19 protein-coding genes are annotated in these 17,818 nt (G+C 33.3%); 16 read left to right on the top strand and 3 right to left on the bottom strand.

Features of this window, described 5'->3' with window-relative positions:
- The first annotated feature begins 42 nt into the window (after positions 1–42).
- From U6A24_RS13665 to U6A24_RS13600, 14 genes are all read left to right on the top strand, one after another.
- Positions 43–759 carry a hypothetical protein gene (locus U6A24_RS13665; protein WP_324180548.1) on the top strand — a complete coding sequence of 239 codons (717 nt, stop codon included), beginning with the start codon at positions 43–45 and terminating at the stop codon, positions 757–759.
- 7 nt (positions 760–766) lie between these two features.
- Positions 767–1,012 carry a hypothetical protein gene (locus U6A24_RS13660; protein ID WP_324180547.1) on the top strand — a complete coding sequence of 82 codons (246 nt, stop codon included), beginning with the start codon at positions 767–769 and terminating at the stop codon, positions 1,010–1,012.
- Between the two features lie 14 nt (positions 1,013–1,026).
- Positions 1,027–1,320, top strand: a complete 294-nt coding sequence (locus U6A24_RS13655; RefSeq protein ID WP_324180546.1) for a hypothetical protein — start codon at positions 1,027–1,029, stop codon at positions 1,318–1,320.
- An 18-nt stretch (positions 1,321–1,338) separates the two neighbouring features.
- Positions 1,339–1,704 carry a hypothetical protein gene (locus tag U6A24_RS13650; protein ID WP_324180545.1) on the top strand — a complete coding sequence of 122 codons (366 nt, stop codon included), beginning with the start codon at positions 1,339–1,341 and terminating at the stop codon, positions 1,702–1,704.
- Positions 1,705–1,739: 35 nt separating this feature from the next.
- Positions 1,740–2,357 (top strand): hypothetical protein, encoded by a 618-nt coding sequence (locus U6A24_RS13645; RefSeq protein WP_324180544.1) that lies wholly within the window; start codon positions 1,740–1,742, stop codon positions 2,355–2,357.
- A 55-nt stretch (positions 2,358–2,412) separates the two neighbouring features.
- Positions 2,413–3,300 (top strand): nucleotidyltransferase, encoded by an 888-nt coding sequence (locus U6A24_RS13640; protein ID WP_324180543.1) that lies wholly within the window; start codon positions 2,413–2,415, stop codon positions 3,298–3,300.
- Positions 3,284–3,808, top strand: a complete 525-nt coding sequence (locus tag U6A24_RS13635) for a hypothetical protein (protein ID WP_324180542.1) — start codon at positions 3,284–3,286, stop codon at positions 3,806–3,808. The genes U6A24_RS13640 and U6A24_RS13635 overlap by 17 nt, the downstream gene beginning before the upstream one ends.
- Positions 3,796–4,686 (top strand): hypothetical protein, encoded by an 891-nt coding sequence (locus U6A24_RS13630; protein WP_324180541.1) that lies wholly within the window; start codon positions 3,796–3,798, stop codon positions 4,684–4,686. Before U6A24_RS13635 ends, U6A24_RS13630 begins: the two co-directional genes overlap by 13 nt.
- 47 nt (positions 4,687–4,733) lie before the next feature.
- Positions 4,734–5,882: a hypothetical protein gene (locus U6A24_RS13625; RefSeq protein ID WP_324180540.1), complete on the top strand. Its 1,149-nt coding sequence runs from the start codon at positions 4,734–4,736 to the stop codon at positions 5,880–5,882.
- Positions 5,879–7,792, top strand: a complete 1,914-nt coding sequence (locus U6A24_RS13620) for a leucine-rich repeat domain-containing protein (RefSeq protein ID WP_324180539.1) — start codon at positions 5,879–5,881, stop codon at positions 7,790–7,792. Before U6A24_RS13625 ends, U6A24_RS13620 begins: the two co-directional genes overlap by 4 nt.
- Before the next feature lie 33 nt (positions 7,793–7,825).
- A complete protein-coding gene (locus U6A24_RS13615) occupies positions 7,826–9,739 on the top strand; it encodes a hypothetical protein (protein WP_324180538.1) in 1,914 nt (637 codons plus the stop codon).
- A 181-nt stretch (positions 9,740–9,920) separates the two neighbouring features.
- The gene (locus tag U6A24_RS13610; RefSeq protein ID WP_324180537.1) at positions 9,921–10,316 is read left to right on the top strand and encodes a hypothetical protein; all 396 of its coding nucleotides are present in this window, start codon (positions 9,921–9,923) and stop codon (positions 10,314–10,316) included.
- 154 nt (positions 10,317–10,470) lie between these two features.
- Complete coding sequence (locus U6A24_RS13605) at positions 10,471–11,325, top strand: sterol desaturase family protein (RefSeq protein ID WP_324180536.1); 855 nt, start codon at positions 10,471–10,473, stop codon at positions 11,323–11,325.
- Between the two features lie 762 nt (positions 11,326–12,087).
- Complete coding sequence (locus tag U6A24_RS13600) at positions 12,088–12,741, top strand: class I SAM-dependent methyltransferase (RefSeq protein WP_324180535.1); 654 nt, start codon at positions 12,088–12,090, stop codon at positions 12,739–12,741.
- Positions 12,742–12,762: 21 nt separating this feature from the next.
- Here the strand turns inward: U6A24_RS13600 and U6A24_RS13595 are convergent, their stop codons facing one another.
- Positions 12,763–13,638, bottom strand: coding sequence for a winged helix-turn-helix domain-containing protein (locus tag U6A24_RS13595; RefSeq protein ID WP_324180534.1), 876 nt, complete (start codon positions 13,636–13,638; stop codon positions 12,763–12,765).
- A gap of 122 nt (positions 13,639–13,760) precedes the next feature.
- On the opposite strand from U6A24_RS13595, the gene U6A24_RS13590 reads away from it, so the two are divergent.
- Positions 13,761–14,753, top strand: a complete 993-nt coding sequence (locus tag U6A24_RS13590; RefSeq protein WP_324180533.1) for a YceI family protein — start codon at positions 13,761–13,763, stop codon at positions 14,751–14,753.
- A 3-nt stretch (positions 14,754–14,756) separates the two neighbouring features.
- Here the strand turns inward: U6A24_RS13590 and U6A24_RS13585 are convergent, their stop codons facing one another.
- Both U6A24_RS13585 and U6A24_RS13580 read right to left on the bottom strand, forming a co-directional pair.
- Entirely contained in the window at positions 14,757–15,143 is a 387-nt protein-coding gene (locus U6A24_RS13585) for a DUF779 domain-containing protein (protein WP_324180532.1), read from the bottom strand.
- 10 nt (positions 15,144–15,153) lie between these two features.
- Positions 15,154–16,677: an aldehyde dehydrogenase family protein gene (locus U6A24_RS13580; protein WP_324180531.1), complete on the bottom strand. Its 1,524-nt coding sequence runs from the start codon at positions 16,675–16,677 to the stop codon at positions 15,154–15,156.
- 244 nt (positions 16,678–16,921) lie between these two features.
- Here U6A24_RS13580 and U6A24_RS13575 point away from each other — a divergent pair, with 244 nt between their 5' ends.
- On the top strand, positions 16,922–17,686 hold the full coding sequence (locus U6A24_RS13575; protein ID WP_324180530.1) for an SDR family NAD(P)-dependent oxidoreductase: 765 nt from the start codon (positions 16,922–16,924) through the stop codon (positions 17,684–17,686).
- Positions 17,687–17,818 lie beyond the last annotated feature (132 nt).

Below are 17,818 nucleotides of genomic sequence, written 5' to 3'. Positions count from 1 at the left end.
TGCTACAAAGGTAAACTCATAATTGTTTTTGATTTTATAGGAATGAGCGAAATCGCAGACATTATTAAAACCATAGCTTCAAAAAAGAATCGTATTAGTACTTTTCCTGCTATAGTGGTTAAAAATGAAATCGGCGATAATAACTATACGATTTCTGTGCGTAAAATATCAGATGTTGTGGAGTATAATAATATAAAGCATGCATTAGATAAAGGAACGTACAATAACCCAACTGAAAAAAGTAATGCTGCTGATTATTTTGATGTATTAGAATATAATAATGTACGACTTAAGGCTTCGATAAATGAATATGATGAGGGTATTATTGTAGTGCCTCGATTAGGTAGTTGGGTATTGGTGTCTATCATAGAAGGAATAGAAACTAATGCCTTTGTATCCCAATATTCAGAAGTTGAGAAGGTACTAGTGAAGTTCAAGAAGGCTTTAAAAGAAGGAGAAGAGCCCTCTGATGATGATTCCTATATTGATCTTAGTGTTACTCATGAGTTTGTAGATATTAAGGTTGGAGAGCTTACTCAGGTAAAAGTAAATAATGAATCTTTTGAGGCTGTAACAGATAAAGCGAAGATAAACCTGTCTACAGATGGCCTTTTTGTTCAAAATGACAAAATCGACTTGCTTACTACCTTACAAACTTTTGTTGACGAAGTAGCAAAGATAGTAGTAGTACAAGGTACGGGCCCAAATATTGGTAACCTGCAAAAGGTAAAAACAGATTTAGGTGAAGTTTTAAAATAATAATAAAATGCCATTAGTTAAAACCACACTTGCAGCGGCGATAAAAAAAGCATTAATAGACGCATCGAAGTTGCCTGAAATTGACCCTGGTAATGATAATCAGGCAGATATAGAAAGTATTATTGATCAATCCAGACAGAAAATGGCTGATGATATTGCTACGGCAATACACAATTACATACTTGCGGGTGATGTAAAGACTGCCGTAACTACAAGTGCAGGAGCAGGAACCGGAACAGGAAAAATTACTTAGAAAAAGAATAAAATATGAAGGATTTTTTGATAGAGGAAGATATCATTATTGAAGAGGGAGATTTTAAGATTGGTGAATCTGATCAACAGCATATCTCTCATATTTTGTTAGCTCAAAAGGGAGAATATAAAGAGCATCCACTTCTAGGAGTCGGGATAGAACGTTACCTAAAAGGTGATAATACGATCAATAGGTTGAGATTGGAGGCAGAAGTAGAAAAGCAATTAACATATGATGGTTTTAATGTAAAAGTCTTGGATGTGTCTGATATGAGTAACATCACTATTGACGGAAATTATCTGGAATAATTATAGTATTTAAAATATATGGAGTCAGTTACAATACAACATAATCAATCACTATTAGATATTGGATTGCAGGAGTACGGAACACCTGAGGCTATATTTGAATTGGCATTACAGAATGGTTTAAGTGTAACCGATGAACTATCAGTTACTCAGGAAATTGAACTTCCTAGAATAAAAAAAATTGACCTGCAAAGGCTTAGTTATTATAAGCGTAATAATGTTGAGCCAGCTACATCATACAACGGTGATCTTGAAATCGATTGTGAAGGTATTGGTTGTATGGTAGTTGGATATGATTTTATTATCTCAGATGATAGTAGTATTAATCCTGTTGATATAGGAGAGGGTGGGATTAATTTTGACGAAGTCGATTACGACAGTTAGATTATAAACGAAGAAAATTACAAAATTATATACTTGTGAAAAGAGCGAGAGAAATATTAAAGACTTTTTTTGAAACGGGTGACAGGCCTACAGAAAATCAGTTTGGAGATTTAATAGACAGTTATTTTCATATTGACGATGGGGCCATTATTACTGGTATCATTGTAGATGACAATGGGAATACCTGCATTAAGTTATCTGATGCTAGCGAAATTAGAATCCAAAAACAAGATGATACTTTTGAGATTGCTCAAATAACAAATTTACAGTCAGAACTAGATAGAAGGGTAATAAATATTCCGGGTAAAGTACTAACGGATGTCAACTTTACAGTTGAACTATCTAATAAACTAGCGAATCTAGAAAACTACATTCCCCCAGAAATGGTTTCAATTGGATATGTTGAAAATCTAACTGAAGAATTAGAGAGTATTCGCAATGCAATTGATACTAAAGAAGATAGAGGTGTTCAAAATAATATTGTAGTTACTGTAGATTTGGGGGTAATACAATATGATGTTTCAAGTGATCCACTACTTGCTGTGGCAGAAGCAATTAATAGTTTAGATCCTCCCATAGAAGTTAGAGAAGAAGAGAATGTGATTTTTGAATTTGATTTGGAGGAAAGGTTTTTTGAATCTGAAATATCATAAACTTTGTGAAATTTGGTCATAGTTTTTTTAATGAGATAGCTTTAATGATAAGATAATGGCAAGAAGTATAAATGAGATACAACAATCCATGTTGGATCGTTTAACTAGGGTTCCCGAGTTAAGCACATTGGAAATCTTAACCGATGACGAACAAAAAAGCATTGCGAGATTAACATCTACATCGCGTGTTTCTATTTGGAGGTTATGGATTTATATAGTAGCATTTGCTATTTGGGTGTTTGAGCGCTTATTTGATGTGCATCAACAGGAGATAGAAGAGTTGATTAGTTTAAATCAAATAGGAACGGCTCGCTGGTATAGAAAAAAAGCTCTAGATTTTCAATTTGGTTTTTCGTTGGGTGAAAGTGATGTATATGATAATACCGGGGTCGAACAGTCTAAAGTATTGGCGAGTAAAATTGTAAAGTATGCCGCTGTGCAAGAAGTAGGTAATGTGCTAGTCATAAAAGTGGCAAAAGAACAAGGAGGAGATCTCGCCCAATTAGATCAAGAATTAGAGTTGCCGGCATTTAGACGCTATATGGAATTAATTAGGTACGCCGGCGTAAGAATTAATGTAGTATCTCAACCTGCTGATACGCTTAAACTTATTCTCAATATAGCTTACGATTCGCAGGTGTTAGATGAAAACGGAATTAGGATCGTAGGAAAAGAAGGGGAACCGGATGAACCCGTAAACGCTGCTATACAAGATTTTTTATACAACTTAGAGTTCAACGGTTCATTAATCTTGAGTAAACTTGATGATCGACTGCAAAGGATAGATGGAGTATTGTGGAGTAGTATTGTTGAAGGATCGGCAAAATACGGTACAAAGGATTACGAATTGATCAATGAGACCTATACAGCTCAAGCAGGTTATATGCGTCTGGATGTTGACAATACTATTGTAAATTATTTACCGGATGGAAAGCAGGAATAGGATATATGAAATAGATTATAACAAAATGGTCGTTGATTTGTTGCCAATTGTAGGGAGAAAAGTTGCTCATGTACAATGGTTACGATTATTGGTGTATCCTCTATATGAGCTATTGTTTACGTTCAAAAAGTTTAGAAAACAAGCAGCTTATAAAGTTTTTCATAATGGTCAGGTGGTTTATTTACAGAAAGTATTAAATGATTCATATGACAAAGATCTAAGAAGGATCAAAATTATAGGAGGAAGCTTCACTAATTACACATTTGTCTATGAAGAACAACGAGAAGAGTATCTTTTTGTGGATTCGAATACACCCAATGAAGGTGGGGTTTTTATTTATGATGGTAGTGCTTTTGAGACTAGAGATGTAAGTTTTGTAGTACTAGTGCCAAAAAATATCGCTCCCGAAAATGAAGTGGCACTTAATTCTTTCATTCTAAGAATGAAAGCATTGATTGATTATTATAGAATAGCAAGTAAAACATACAAAATACAATGGATAGAGTAATATTTGAAGAAGGTGGTTTTGGGCTTACCACCAAAACATTCGAGTTTTTACAATCAGCTCCTAGTGATGCCATAAGTGCTATTGGTAAAACTTTTGGAAATCATGCAATTATTGAAGGCGTTGAAAGAAATGGAAGCAATGTAAGCGGAGGAACCATTTTTGTAAACGGAGAATATCTTCCTTTTGCTGCTGGACCATATAATACCAAAGTGTCTATATATGAGATCAGAGAACCTGCCAAATACAATTTGGATATTGATATAGATGGAGTATTAGATGATAAAGATGCCTATGTAAAACGTTATGCTAAGTGTGGTGCAGATGGGATGGAAAGTTTTGATTTCTCTAGACTTAAACCTTATTATTTTAATTTTTTAAGTTTTTTACGGAAAGTACCTTTACCATTTTCTGGCTCTATTAATAGTGTTCCAAAGGGATTTCAGCTTTGCGACGGTACCAATGGGACTCCGGATTTAAGAGGAATGTTTTTGGCTGGATATGACCCAAGTGATATAAGACAAAATCAAATTGGTGAAAGGTGGGGTAGAAAACAAGTTACCCTTACGGTAAATGAGTTGCCAAGCCACAACCATACGGGTTCTACAGGAGGTGGAGGAGGACATCGTCATGGGTATAAGGATGCTTTTTTTGCAGAGGCCCATGCTATTAATCCGCCTTACAAGCTTGAAGGACCTAGAAATCACCCAGGTTCAAATGAAGGTAGAGATTTTGATAATTATGCTTATTATAAGGATCGTACAACCAATTACGAACAAAACCATACACATTCTTTTACCACTAACAATAGAGGTGGTAATAGAGCCTTTGATATAAGGCCTCCTTATTATACAGTGGCATATATTATGTTTGTTGGCTAATAAGGAATATGAATACATAAATAAATTTTAGAAATAGTAAAGAAATTATGAGAAAATATAGTTATTTCTTAAAACTTGGAAAAGGTACATATGGAGTAGGTGGATCTGAAGTTACTACGGAAAGTTTATGTGTTAATGAAATAAGTTATGAAGATGAAATATATGAGCTTAATAATAAAAACAGTTTATTAGAACGTAAACAGAAAAACTTATATGATACGGTTTTTTATAATCTTGTTTTTTTTACTAGAGACTTATTAGAAGACTATTCTAATAATAGTACATATAATACAGAGTTAATTTATATTTCTTCTTATAATAACGAAAAAGGGCAAACTTTCTATCGTCTTTTAGTGGATAAAACCAAGATTAATATTGATTTTAATGGTTGCTCTATTTTTTTAAAAGCAATTGAAATAGAAGAAGGTGCCATGCTTGCACCCATTAGGAGGGGGGATGCATCAAAGGCTGAGGCTTTACCAATCGAAGGAGTGAGAACATCCCGAGATGCAGGACATTTGCAGTCACAATCCCGGGCATCCATATCTACAAATTACAATCAATTTAGAGTTATTGATGGGGCACAACCTGCATACGGAAATTATATTGCATACGATTTGGAGTATACTTTGTACCTATATGGGTCAAGAGCAACATATATACCTAATAATACTTCATTTTACCTAAATTATCAAAGAGAAAGTGTTAATCGAATAGAAAAAATAGTTGGAGGAAACTTCTATCAACTAACCTCGTTGGATAATGGAAAAACACTCTTTATTGATAACGCTGTTAATGATTTTGAGATAGATGTTACCTCAAGCGAATTCACCTCTGGAACCGATGTGGATATTCTTCAATTAGGTTCTGGAAAGGTTACGTTTAAAGGCAGTGATCTAGTTTCTGTTCATATCCCTGAAGGGACGAGTAATCAAATTGCTGGACCAAATCATCAGGTAAAAGTGTTCAAAACAAAAGATAACGAGGTACATGTTACGGGATCTTTAACTACAATTGCAACGGACGGAATAGATATTAAGGGGGCTATTACGCTTGAAGAAACTAGTCCAAATTCAGTTGTCAAAGTTTGGAGCGGGACAGAACAACAATACAATGCCCTTAGACCAAAAAAAGAAGATGTACTGTATTTTATTGTTGAAGAGGTTATTCCTCCAGAACCACCAATGACAGTATGAGTTTAGAAATAGGAAACATAAAGATATTAGATCCTAGACTGGGGTCTACTCCGGTTAATAGAGTTTATCTTGGGAATAATTTAGTATATGATCGAGTAAGAGATATTGAACTATTTTCTACAAATAGTAAGGCTACTAACTTTGCTTTTAGATACAGTAACCAAATTTCGGGAGCGAAAATGATAGTCGTTAATGATGATGTAAATTTGGCGCAACGAGATATTAGGCCTGGGTCATCACTTTGGGAAACTTTTGATTTGTCTGAAAATAAAGGTGAAGCAAAGTTCATATTCACAGATCCCAAGAATCTTAGACGATTTACCTATCTAGTGGTACAGAACTTTCCATTATCTAATGTAAATCTAATCCCTCTTTGGAATATTACCAATCTAAATTTCTATAATAATAGTGTCAAAGCTTTAAATGTTACTAATAACACTAAGTTGGTTAATATTACTTGTTATTTGAATGGCTTAGAAACATTAGATATCTCTCAGAACAGATTACTAACACAATTAAATCTTCAAAGAAACAAGTTAACCTCTTTGGATATAACTAATAATTCCCAGGTTGTAAGTATATATTTAGATGCTAATCAAATAAAAAGTATTGATACTAGCCTTAACTTGGATATTCAAAATCTTAGTCTGTCCTCGAATAAAATAGAAAGTATAGATGTTTCTAAAAATTTAAAGCTAAGATTCTTAAATCTTAGCACTAATTCGTTACCATCCATTGATGTAACTAAAAATATCAATCTTGAAAATTTTAGTTGCGGACAAAATAAATTAACCATTATAGATGTTACCAAGAATATAAAACTAAGATCATTTAATTGTCATCGAAATCAGCTTACCAATCTGGATTTAAGTAATAACCTGGAGTTAACCCATCTAAACTGTCACGAAAATTTATTTACACAACTTGATCTAAAAGTGAATACCAAATTGCAAAGTTTATACGTATATAATAATAAGTTAGAATCACTTGATTTGACAGTTCATAAAGAACTTATTACGTTGTACACAATTAATAATCCCATTGGGAATTATGATATCAGTAATAATCTAAAATTACGACTTTTTTATTGTAATAATAACCAGCGTACTGTTCTTGATGTAACAAAACACCTAGAACTCGATAATTTTAATTGTAGTAATAATGAACTTGGAGTATTGGATGTGAGTAAAAATACTAAGTTAAGATACCTTTATTGTAACTCTACAGGTTTAACAGAACTGGACATCAGTAATAATCTCGAGTTGCAAGGTCTAGGGTTTTCGATAAATCAGATTACAAGTATCGATGTGAGTCCACATGTAAAATTAAGAACGCTTCAATGTAGTAATAACCCTCTAGAGGTTTTGGATGTGACAAGTAACGTAGAGATGACTTATTTACAGTGTGGAGTAACGCAATTAACTAACCTAGATGTTTCTAAAAACACCAAACTAACGCACCTTTATTGTAATAACAATCAACTTTCAGAGTTGGATTTAACCAATAATACACTTTTACGCTATCTTCAATGTCAGAGTAATTTATTAACATCTCTCGTTTTAAATACTAACTCGAGTTTAGAATGGGTGTATTGTAATAACAATAAGCTTGCTGTTCTTGAAGTTTCAAAAAATACAAAACTTACGTTGATTTCGTGCTATAATAATCTTTTGACCAAGCTTGATATATCAAAAAACGCACTTGTAAACAATGTACATTGTTCTAATAATCAGTTAACCGCACAGTCTGTGGATGACATCATTATCAATTTGGATAATCATGGTAGATCTAATGGTTATCTCAATTATTCTGGTAATGAAAATCCTACCGCTTCAAGTTTAATAGCCTATAATAACCTAAAAAATAAAAGTTGGAATATAATTGGAAATGTACCAGGGGGAGTAATATAAAATAATATACGTAGTCTTAAATAACCTTTTAGCGTGAGTTTAGCAATAGGTAACATAAAAATACAAAACCCCAGACTTGGAGAAAGACCAGTTAATCGTGTTTATCTAGGGGAGAATCTGATATATGATCGAGTAAGAGATATAGAGTTCTTTAAAACAACAAGTAAAGCCAATAACTTTACAATACGGTATACAAACACTGAAGAAGGAACACTTATTTCACTTTTGGATAATAATACAACCCTGGAACAACAAGAAGTTCCCACCGGTTCTCGAACACTGATTTTTGATCTCTCCAAAAATACCAATATAGCTCGAGCAATAATACGTGATAATAAGAATTGTCGAAGAATAAGCTCATTAATAATACAACGATTTCCTTTATTAGAAATTAACCTAAAAGACTTCTGGAACATCACAAATATTAACCTTTATATAAATGAACTAAAGGAATTAGACCTAACTAATAATAGAAAATTAAGGTCATTGTACTGTAATAATAACCTATTGTCAGTATTAGATCTATCAAATAACATAGATTTAGTTCAGATTCAATGCCAGAACAATCGCCTTACAACTATAAATATAAACAACAACCCAGAGCTTACAACTGTATACGCAAGTGGGAATCAATTAGAGACTTTTGACCCTACTGCCAATGATAAATTGGCTAACTTGTACGTGCCAAACAATAAACTGAAATCAATTGATTTTTCTAAAAACTCTGAGTTAAAAGCAGTAGGGATAAATTCGAATCAACTTTCTACAATTGATATTACTAACAATATATTATTGGAAACCATTAACTGTGGTGTTAACCTTCTTCAAACCTTTGATGTTACAAAAAATCCTGCGCTTAAAATACTTAGTTTCTATAGAAATGAAATTACCGCAATTGATTTAAGTAATAATCCAGAGTTAACACATTTAAACTGTTATCAAAATAAATTAACAGCGTTAAATATAAGTGCAAACACAAAACTCCAATATATTACCGCCTATTACAACGATCTACAATCTATAGATGTTACACCTCACAAAGAACTTTTAAACCTTAATACAAGTTACAACCCTTCTTTGGGGAACTATGATATAAGTAATAACTTGAAATTAAGAGTTTTTTCCTGTATCGGGAATAATCGAACCACTATTGATGTATCTAAACATCTAGAGCTAGATAATTTAAACATAGGAAATAACGACATCAATACCCTGGACGTTAGTAAGAATACAAAACTAAGATATTTATATTGTAATACGGCCAAATTAACCGAACTCGATGTTAGCAATAATTTAAGTCTTATAGGTTTAACATGTGCTGGAAATCAAATCTCGACTTTGGACGTAAGTAAGAATGTAAAACTTACGAACTTAAATTGTCATAGCAATATTATAGGTACTCTTGATGTTACAAAGAATATAGAATTGGCAAATATTCATTGTGGCGCAAACAACTTAACGTCTTTGGATATTTCTAAAAACCCAAAAATTTACTATTTGTATTGTAATTCAAATCAGTTAACCGAATTAGATATCAGTAATAATCCTTTGGTAAGATATTTTCAATTTAATAATAATCAGATTTCAAATATCGATGTAGCCGATAAAGAGGCTTTGCAATGGTTTTATTGTAACAATAATAAACTTGCAGAAATTGATGTCAGTAATAACTTTAAACTATCAAGATTTACATGTGGAGGAAATCTTTTAACTGCCCTGGACATCTCCAATAATAAAGAACTCACAATTGTTGGTTGTAATGATAATCAATTAAACGCTGCGGTTATTGATAAAATCATTATAGATCTTGATAAATTCGGAAAATCTAGCGGGACACTTAATTATTCGGGTAACGAAAACCCTACAGCTGCCAGCCTAGATGCTTACAATAACCTGAAAAGTAGAGGTTGGAACATTAATGGCAATATTCCTGGGTCAACTACATAAACGGTAATTTCTTACTAGATCGGGCTTGATAAGGTGTAATAGACTACTAAACAAATGTTATCAAAATTATAAAAATGTCACCTATATTAGATTATTGTATATTTTCGTGCCTCGATTAATTTTAGAAAAGATAATATCACTTCACGAAAGAATTGATTAATGACGTAAATAAGAGTGTAGGATGCCAGAATTTATTAATGAAGAAGAGCTAGTTAAACGATATAATCTTGAAATCGGAAAGGTTTTTTTCTTTGAAAATTATCTTATTATCGAGGTTGCCGAAGGAATTTGTTTTGATCATAATAAAGCAATCGAACTTTCCAAACTTACAAACGTACACTTCGAAGGTCGACCTTTTGGATATATTTCTCATCGTATCAACTCGTATTCTCTTGAACCCACAGATTATATGAAAATAAAAGAAGTTTTTCCTAATTTAAAAGCTTTTGCTGCAGTTGTTTATAATCGATTTCAAGCAACAAGCGTAAAAATAGAAAACATGTTCTTTCAAGACGGGATAACCACTTTTGAAGATCTTGAAACGGCTAGAAGCTGGATTAAAGAGCAGTTGATTTAGGGGTACTTTTTTTTCCTTTATGATGTAAGTTTTTTTTGAGTACTATTCAGTATTTGTTACTCCTTTAAAGAATAATGCAATGGATGTATTATACATGTGTAATAATATCAAAAAAAGTATTGCCTAATTATTAAAAATGCAATATTTTGTGCGCATGGAAACGATAATGAATTATTTTGAGACAATACCTTCTTCTCACCGAAGTATCATCTTGGTAGGAGGGATAGCCTTTTTTTGGTTGATAGAATACGCAGCACCGCTATTCAAGTTTAACTATAAGAAATTCAAGCATGCCTGGCCCAATATTTTCTTTACCCTTACTACTATTGTTATAAACTTTGTATTGGCCTTTATTTTATTAAAAACCAGTGATTGGACGGTTGCAAATAAGTTCGGGATTATACAATGGCTCGATCTACCACTTTGGGCGACAGTACTTTTGGGTGTAGCACTTTTGGATCTTATTGGAGCATGGTTGGCGCATTATGTGCAACACATGATAAAACCGTTATGGATGTTTCACCTAATTCATCATACAGATAATCATGTCGATACTACTACTGCCAATAGACATCATCCTGGTGAAAGTGTAATACGATTTATTTTTACGACGCTAGGAGTATTTATTGTTGGTGCTCCAGTCGGGATTATTATGCTGTATCAGTCCTTATCGGTTGTATTGTCACAATTTAATCATGCAAATATCTCGTTACCAAAAAGAATAGACGATATGATAAGCTGGATAATCGTATCGCCAGATATGCATAAGGTACATCACCACTATGTATTGCCGTATACAGATACGAATTACGGAAATATTTTTTCTATTTGGGATCGAATTTTTAGTACGTTTGCCAAAATACGAAATGAAGATTTGGTGTATGGAGTTGATACGTATCCAGATGTTGATTCAAATGCTAAGATCAGTAAATTGTTGAAGCTACCTTTTGCTGGATATCGCGCTCCAGAGGGATCAAAATTCGAAGCAGATACTAAATTAGATAAATAAGTATATCTTTATAAGACATTAAAAAAGGCCTGATTTATTATTAAATCTGGCCTTTTTGTTTAGGGTCAATGATCAATTGGCTTAGAAAGCGTAGCGGTTTGGTCTAATTCGGATGTGATATTCGTAGTCATGGCCACTTTGAGTAAAACCTAAGAAGGTATTGCGTTTTCGACTTGTCTCTTTTATTCTCTTTTTGATATTTTTTAATGTTGTCATGGTAGATAGATTTTTTGATTGATGAATGTTTTATGTTATCTGTAACGTCTTTTGCTGTTCCAGATATAACCGTTGGTATTTGTGGGTTTGCTCGTGATTTGATTGCTGTTTAATGTTCTCATAATTTCAGATTGTTTTTTTGATTGATAGAATTATATTTTAATTATCTGTAGCGTCTTTTACTGTTCCAGATATAACCGTTGGTATTTGTAGGTTTGCTCGTGATTTGATTGCTGTTTAATGTTCTCATGATGTATGTTTTTTAATTGTTATATACCTACTAGACGTTCGAAAATTAAATTCGTTACAGTACTATGTATAAAAAGGTACTATTTTAACAAATATTAACAAATTTCACCTTTAAAATAGGGGATGTAGGCAAATATTAACATATACTTTATTCGTTCAATAACCTTAAGAAGTAATGTGAAATCCTAATAATAGTTACCAAAAACCCAAACTTTTCATAAAATAGATACTTCCGATTTAATTAAAAACTAATTTGAAAACAGTAAAAATGAATTTCATATATAAACAAGGGAAAGCATGAAACAACAAATTAAGGTTTTATTTTTTTTATTCTCGGCCTTATTGATAGAAAAGGGAATGGCACAATATATCGAGAATGATTGGGAAGAAAGAGATTCCTGGATGGACGTACCAAAGATATTTGATTTGGCAGGTGTCAGATCTGGTAGTATTGTTGCAGACATAGGATGTCATGAAGGATATTTAAGCATACATATGTCCAGAAAAGTTGGAGAATCTGGTAAAGTATATGCCGTAGATGTGCGACAAGATAGATTGGATAAACTTGATAAATATTTGGAAGATAGAGATTTGAACAATGTCGAAACAATATTAGGAGATTATGATAACCCAAAGTTACCACTGGAATCATTGGATACTGTGATAGTCATGGATACGTATCATGAAATGGATGATTATATGGCTATTTTAAATCATATAAGAAGATCCTTGAAACCTGATGGAAGAGTCGTGATTATCGAGAAGTTTAAAAGCCATATGCGTAATAAAACCAGGTCAGAACAAATGAAAGCACATACATTATCCATAAAATATGTAAAGTCTGAATTAGAGAAGGCTGGTTTCTCCATCATTAAAGAGGTAAAGGATCTAGGTAATTGGGAAAATGAATCCAACAAAAGGATTTGGGTTTTAGTTGGAATCGCAAAGTAATTCGATATTTTGTGTTTTTAGCTACATTTCCATTTTATAGCCGACACCATGCACATTGGTTAATTTTATTGATGAATCCAGGCTTAGTTTTTTTCTAAGCTTTGAAATAAACATATCTAAACTTCGTCCAACGATTACTCCGTGATCTTCCCATACTTCTTTAGCTAATTTTTCACGTTTTACTACTTCATTAGGGTGTTTATAAAAAATCTTAAGTAGATCAGTTTCTTTAGTGGTTAAGGGAATACTTTGATCTTCAAATTTCAAAATCTGTTGGTCCATATGAAATGTATATTTTCCAATTTTTGTAGAATCTTTTAGTTTTTTTTCGGATGCTTTATTGTTTTTTCTGGATAGAATAAAAGATCCAGAGATAAAAATGATCAACAAGCTAAGCGTTGTTATAGGATAAATGCTTTTACCTATTTTGCTCGCTTCTTTTGGTACAAGCAAGATTCGAATAGTATAGCAATTGATTGGAAGTATACGACCAGAACACGGAATAAGAGTATCAGAATTTGTTTTTAAAATTTGATAACTATACACCACATCTTTGGTTTTGCAATGTTGCACCTCGATAATGTGATCGGTTACTAAGTTTGATTTGTTTATGATCGAGTTAGTAATTGCGGCCAAAGAATCAGGGTTGATTGATAATTCTTTTTGAAAAGAAATTTCAAACTCATTTTCATCTATCTGCTTAATAGGTAGTACTAGGGATATAGAATCTTTATTTGCTAATAATAACCTATTACCAATTTCTCGAAGAATTATCTTTGCTTTTTCAGGATAATATGTTTCTTTTTCTTTTTCGACAAAACTAAATAGTATCCATATCGATAACACGATTATCAATATTGCTGTTACTCCTGTTTTAGCTCTATTTATAGTGTGCATAAGATCTTAAACAATAAGTTTTACAAATAAATTACACTTTTTTTACAATTGATTTATAATGTTGACATAACTCGAAATCTATATTTAGCATTCAAATTAATTTTCAACAAAATAAAATAAATATGAATAGTAATGGGTATTGTCTTGTTAAGAATTTTGTAAAGCTAAATATTACAACTTTACTTGTGTTATTAATTTTTGGTTGCTCGGATAAGAATACGGAGAATAGCGATTTTATAACTACAGATTCGGGACTGCAATATAGAATTTTGAAAAAAGGAATTGGCACTTTTGCAAAAAAAGGAGATGAGGTTCTAATTCATGAAACCACGAGTTATATCAACGATTCGTTGGTGTTTTCATCAAAAGAATTACCAAACCCAATCAAAATACTCGTTGGGGGCAATCAAGTGATTAAAGGTGTCGACGAAGGAATTCAGGGTATGCAAAAAGGTGAAATCCGAAAACTAATAGTTCCGCCTTCTTTAAGTAAGAGAATAGGCAATGTTACTTTTCCTCATCCCGATTCTACATTGGTATATGAAATAGAACTCATTGATATATTTGCTAAAAAAAGTATAGGACCAAAAATACTAGTAGAGAATCTAGCTATTGATATTGAACAAAGTGTGATCAATTGGACTGCTTTTTATGCTTTAAAACTGGATAAACATTTTGGAACAGTAAAGCTATCTAAAGGTGAGTGGGTAATTACAAATGGGATGCCTACAGGAGGGAAGTTTTACATAGATATGAGCACTATAGTGAATACCGATGGGAAGTATAATGAAATGTTAATTGATCATCTTAAGAATGAAGACTTTTTTGAAGTAGAGGTATATCCTATTGCAAAATTAGAGATTGTTAATATGGATAATTCAAAATATCCCGTAGTAGACATTGATGCTGATCTTACTATAAAAGGCATAAAGCAACCTATTAGTTTTTCGGGTAAATTTGGGTTTGAAAATGGGGTAACTTTATTTACGTCACAAATTTCTATAAATCGTACTCGTTGGAATATAAAATATGGTTCAGGAAGCTTTTATGACAATCTGGGAGATGATGTCATTTCGGATGATATAGAATTTAACGTTTTAGTATATACTAGATAGCTTTTATATAGTTTGTGTGACTTCTCCTTTGTGGATGGGACTCAAATTTTTGATTTCGTCTTCAGAATACATTCTTGATTTGGTGACAAACCTCAGGCCTAAAGGGATTTCAAGAGAAAAACTTGCCCCACGGCCTTTTACAACATCTATTGTTAATTGGGTATGTTTCCAGTATTCGAATTGATCATTGGACATGTAGAAGTCGCATCCATGAATGTTTCCAAGCCACACATCGGTTTCATTGATCATCAATTCCCCCTTTTCAAAACACATTGGGGAGGAGCCATCACAGCAACCTCCGCTTTGATGAAACATCAACTCCCCGTGTTGCTCTCTTAGGGTATCGATAATGGCCTTTGCAGCCTCAGTGATTTTAACCCTTGCAATCATAGCTTACATTTTAAAAAAAGCCCATCGGCTCTTTATCATACGATATTAGCATGTTTTTGGTATGACGATAGTGATTAAGCATCATTTTATGGTTTTCTCTACCAATACCAGACTTTTTGTAACCTCCAAATGGTGCATGTGCAGGATAATGATGATAGCAGTTTACCCATACACGACCTGCTTGCACTGCTCTTGAGATTTTGTAAGCTTGATGCATATCTCTGGTCCATACTCCTGCACCAAGTCCATACAAGGTATCATTGGCAATCTCAATAGCTTCGGCTTCATCTTTAAAGGTGGTAACACAGGCTACAGGACCAAAAATTTCTTCCTGAAAAACCCGCATTTTATTATTTCCTTTCAGTAATGTTGGTTCGATATAGTATCCTTTTTCTAATCCCTCAACATACGCTTCATTACCGCCGGTAAGAACCTCGCACCCTTCATCTTTTCCAATATTGATGTAATTCAATATTTTCTCGAATTGATCATTTGATGCTTGCGCTCCCATCATCGTTTCGGGATCAAGAGGATGTCCTAGTTTTATAGCTTCTGTTCGTGCTACAACGCGTTCTATAAATTTATCATAGATACTTTCTTGTATTAGAATTCGGGAAGGGCAAGTACAGACTTCACCTTGATTTAAAGCAAACATTACTGCTCCTTCAATAGCTTTGTCAAAGAACTCGTCATCAGCTTTCATAATGCTTTCGAAGAAGATGTTTGGAGACTTTCCGCCCAATTCTAGTGTTACTGGGGTGATGTTTTTTGAGGCATATTGCATAATCAATTGTCCGGTAGTTGTTTCCCCGGTAAAGGCAACTTTATTAACTCTAGGGCTAGAAGCAAGTGGTTTGCCTGCTTCAATTCCAAAACCGTTAACTACATTAAGTACACCTGAAGGAAGAATACCTTCAATAAGTTCCATTAAGATCATAATACCCACCGGTGTTTGTTCTGCAGGTTTCAAAACAACACAGTTTCCGGCAGCAAGTGCAGGAGCAACTTTCCAGGCAGCCATTAGTATTGGGAAATTCCAAGGAATAATTTGCCCAACAACACCAAGGGGTTCCTGAACATTTAAGCATACAGTGTCTGAGTCTAATTCACTTACAGAACCTTCTTCAGCCCGGATTACTCCAGCGAAGTATCTGAAATGATCAATCGCCAAAGGAAGGTCGGCGGCCATTGTTTCTCTCAATGCTTTACCATTATCCCAGGTTTCCGATCGGGCAAGGACTTCCTGGTTTTCTTCCATAATGTTAGCGATTTTTAACAAGCAGTTACTACGGTAAGTTGCAGAAGAATTGTTCCATTTGGGAGCAGCTGCCCATGCAGCATCGATTGCCAACTCGATATCTTCTGCAGTTGATCGTGCAATTTTTGTAAAACTTGTTCCGTCTACTGGAGAAATATTGTCAAAATATTCTCCTTTTACTGGTTTGGTCCATTTTCCACCAATATAATTGTCGTATTTGTCCTTAAAGCTAGGGCGTTCCCTCTTGCTTTTAGGAGAGGCTTGTGAAATACTCATAATAATTTTGAATTAAAGATTTTAAAGTAGTGACATGTGCGTTTTTGTCAAAAAAATATAACTTTCTGACAATGAAGGGATCTATCTTTAAATATACGGTATTTTAATGAAAATCTCTTACGGTTCTTAGTTAATATTATTGAGGTTTCTTAAGCAATAATTTCGCCCATTTTGAATGAAGCCTTTTAGGTTTTGTATTATTAATCAAAGATTCATTTCTTACTTTTATAACTAAACAACTATCATGATAAATATTAATCTAAAGGGTAAAACAGTATTGCTGACCGGGGCATCTGATGGAATAGGTAAAACAACGGCAGATTTTTTAATGAAAATGGGGGCAAGGGTGGCGGTCCATTATAATTCTAATCAGTTTTCGGCCGACGAACTTGTAGAAAGGTATCCCCAGACCAATTCAAAAACATTTAAAGCAGATTTATCTATTGAAAAGGAAGTAGTTAAACTATTTGAAGATGTAAAGCTTGCATTTGGTAAAATAGAAGTTATAATACTAAATGCAGGAGTGTTTTTATCACATCCAATTACCGATGATTATGAGGACTGGTACTCCATTTGGAAAAGAACTATAGATATTAATCTTAACGCTGTAGGACTACTTACAAAACTTGGTCTTGATCATTTTTTGGTCAATAACGAGGGGCGGTTTGTTTATGTTGGAAGCAGAGCTGTTTTTAGAGGAGAAACAGAGGAGTATTTGAGCTATGCTGCATCCAAAGGAGGAATTGTTTCCCTGGCCAGAAGTGTCGCTCGCTCTTTCGGAAAACATAATATCAAATCGTTTATAGTTTCCCCAGGGTTTACGCGAACACAGATGGCCGAGAATTTTATTAAAGATCATGGAGAGCAAAAAATACTTGACGAAATAGCATTGAATACATTAACTACCCCAGAAGATATTACACCCATTATTGGTATGATGTGTAGTGGGCTTATGGATCATGCGACAGGAGCTACAATAGATATCAATGCTGGAAGTCATATACGATAGAGAAAACAGATGTAGTATAACGGGTTAAGAAATTTACTTATGATATGTGGTTATAAATTGAACAAAATCAAATGTTTCTGTTAAATTTATGTTATCTTTAAGAGTATTTTTAAAGTTAAAACCAACATTAAC

Origin of the sequence: Aquimarina gracilis (assembly GCF_035285365.1) — a bacterium.
Classification (GTDB): Bacteria; Bacteroidota; Bacteroidia; order Flavobacteriales; family Flavobacteriaceae; genus Aquimarina; species Aquimarina gracilis.
This window is presented reverse-complemented; position numbering and strand designations above follow the sequence as displayed.

Excerpts from the sequence above, each read along its gene's own strand:
- U6A24_RS13650 (WP_324180545.1), top strand. The coding sequence starts at position 1,339 with ATGGAGTCAGTTACAATACAACATAATCAATCACTATTAGATATTGGA.
- U6A24_RS13575 (WP_324180530.1), top strand. The coding sequence starts at position 16,922 with ATGATAAATATTAATCTAAAGGGTAAAACAGTATTGCTGACCGGGGCA.
- U6A24_RS13630 (WP_324180541.1), top strand. The coding sequence starts at position 3,796 with ATGGATAGAGTAATATTTGAAGAAGGTGGTTTTGGGCTTACCACCAAA.
- U6A24_RS13610 (WP_324180537.1), top strand. The coding sequence starts at position 9,921 with ATGCCAGAATTTATTAATGAAGAAGAGCTAGTTAAACGATATAATCTT.
- U6A24_RS13665 (WP_324180548.1), top strand. The coding sequence starts at position 43 with ATGAGCGAAATCGCAGACATTATTAAAACCATAGCTTCAAAAAAGAAT.
- U6A24_RS13625 (WP_324180540.1), top strand. The coding sequence starts at position 4,734 with ATGAGAAAATATAGTTATTTCTTAAAACTTGGAAAAGGTACATATGGA.
- U6A24_RS13640 (WP_324180543.1), top strand. The coding sequence starts at position 2,413 with ATGGCAAGAAGTATAAATGAGATACAACAATCCATGTTGGATCGTTTA.
- U6A24_RS13660 (WP_324180547.1), top strand. The coding sequence starts at position 767 with ATGCCATTAGTTAAAACCACACTTGCAGCGGCGATAAAAAAAGCATTA.
- U6A24_RS13585 (WP_324180532.1), bottom strand. The coding sequence starts at position 15,143 with ATGATTGCAAGGGTTAAAATCACTGAGGCTGCAAAGGCCATTATCGAT.
- U6A24_RS13655 (WP_324180546.1), top strand. The coding sequence starts at position 1,027 with ATGAAGGATTTTTTGATAGAGGAAGATATCATTATTGAAGAGGGAGAT.
- U6A24_RS13635 (WP_324180542.1), top strand. The coding sequence starts at position 3,284 with ATGGAAAGCAGGAATAGGATATATGAAATAGATTATAACAAAATGGTC.
- U6A24_RS13605 (WP_324180536.1), top strand. The coding sequence starts at position 10,471 with ATGGAAACGATAATGAATTATTTTGAGACAATACCTTCTTCTCACCGA.
- U6A24_RS13580 (WP_324180531.1), bottom strand. The coding sequence starts at position 16,677 with ATGAGTATTTCACAAGCCTCTCCTAAAAGCAAGAGGGAACGCCCTAGC.
- U6A24_RS13595 (WP_324180534.1), bottom strand. The coding sequence starts at position 13,638 with ATGCACACTATAAATAGAGCTAAAACAGGAGTAACAGCAATATTGATA.
- U6A24_RS13620 (WP_324180539.1), top strand. The coding sequence starts at position 5,879 with ATGAGTTTAGAAATAGGAAACATAAAGATATTAGATCCTAGACTGGGG.
- U6A24_RS13600 (WP_324180535.1), top strand. The coding sequence starts at position 12,088 with ATGAAACAACAAATTAAGGTTTTATTTTTTTTATTCTCGGCCTTATTG.
- U6A24_RS13590 (WP_324180533.1), top strand. The coding sequence starts at position 13,761 with ATGAATAGTAATGGGTATTGTCTTGTTAAGAATTTTGTAAAGCTAAAT.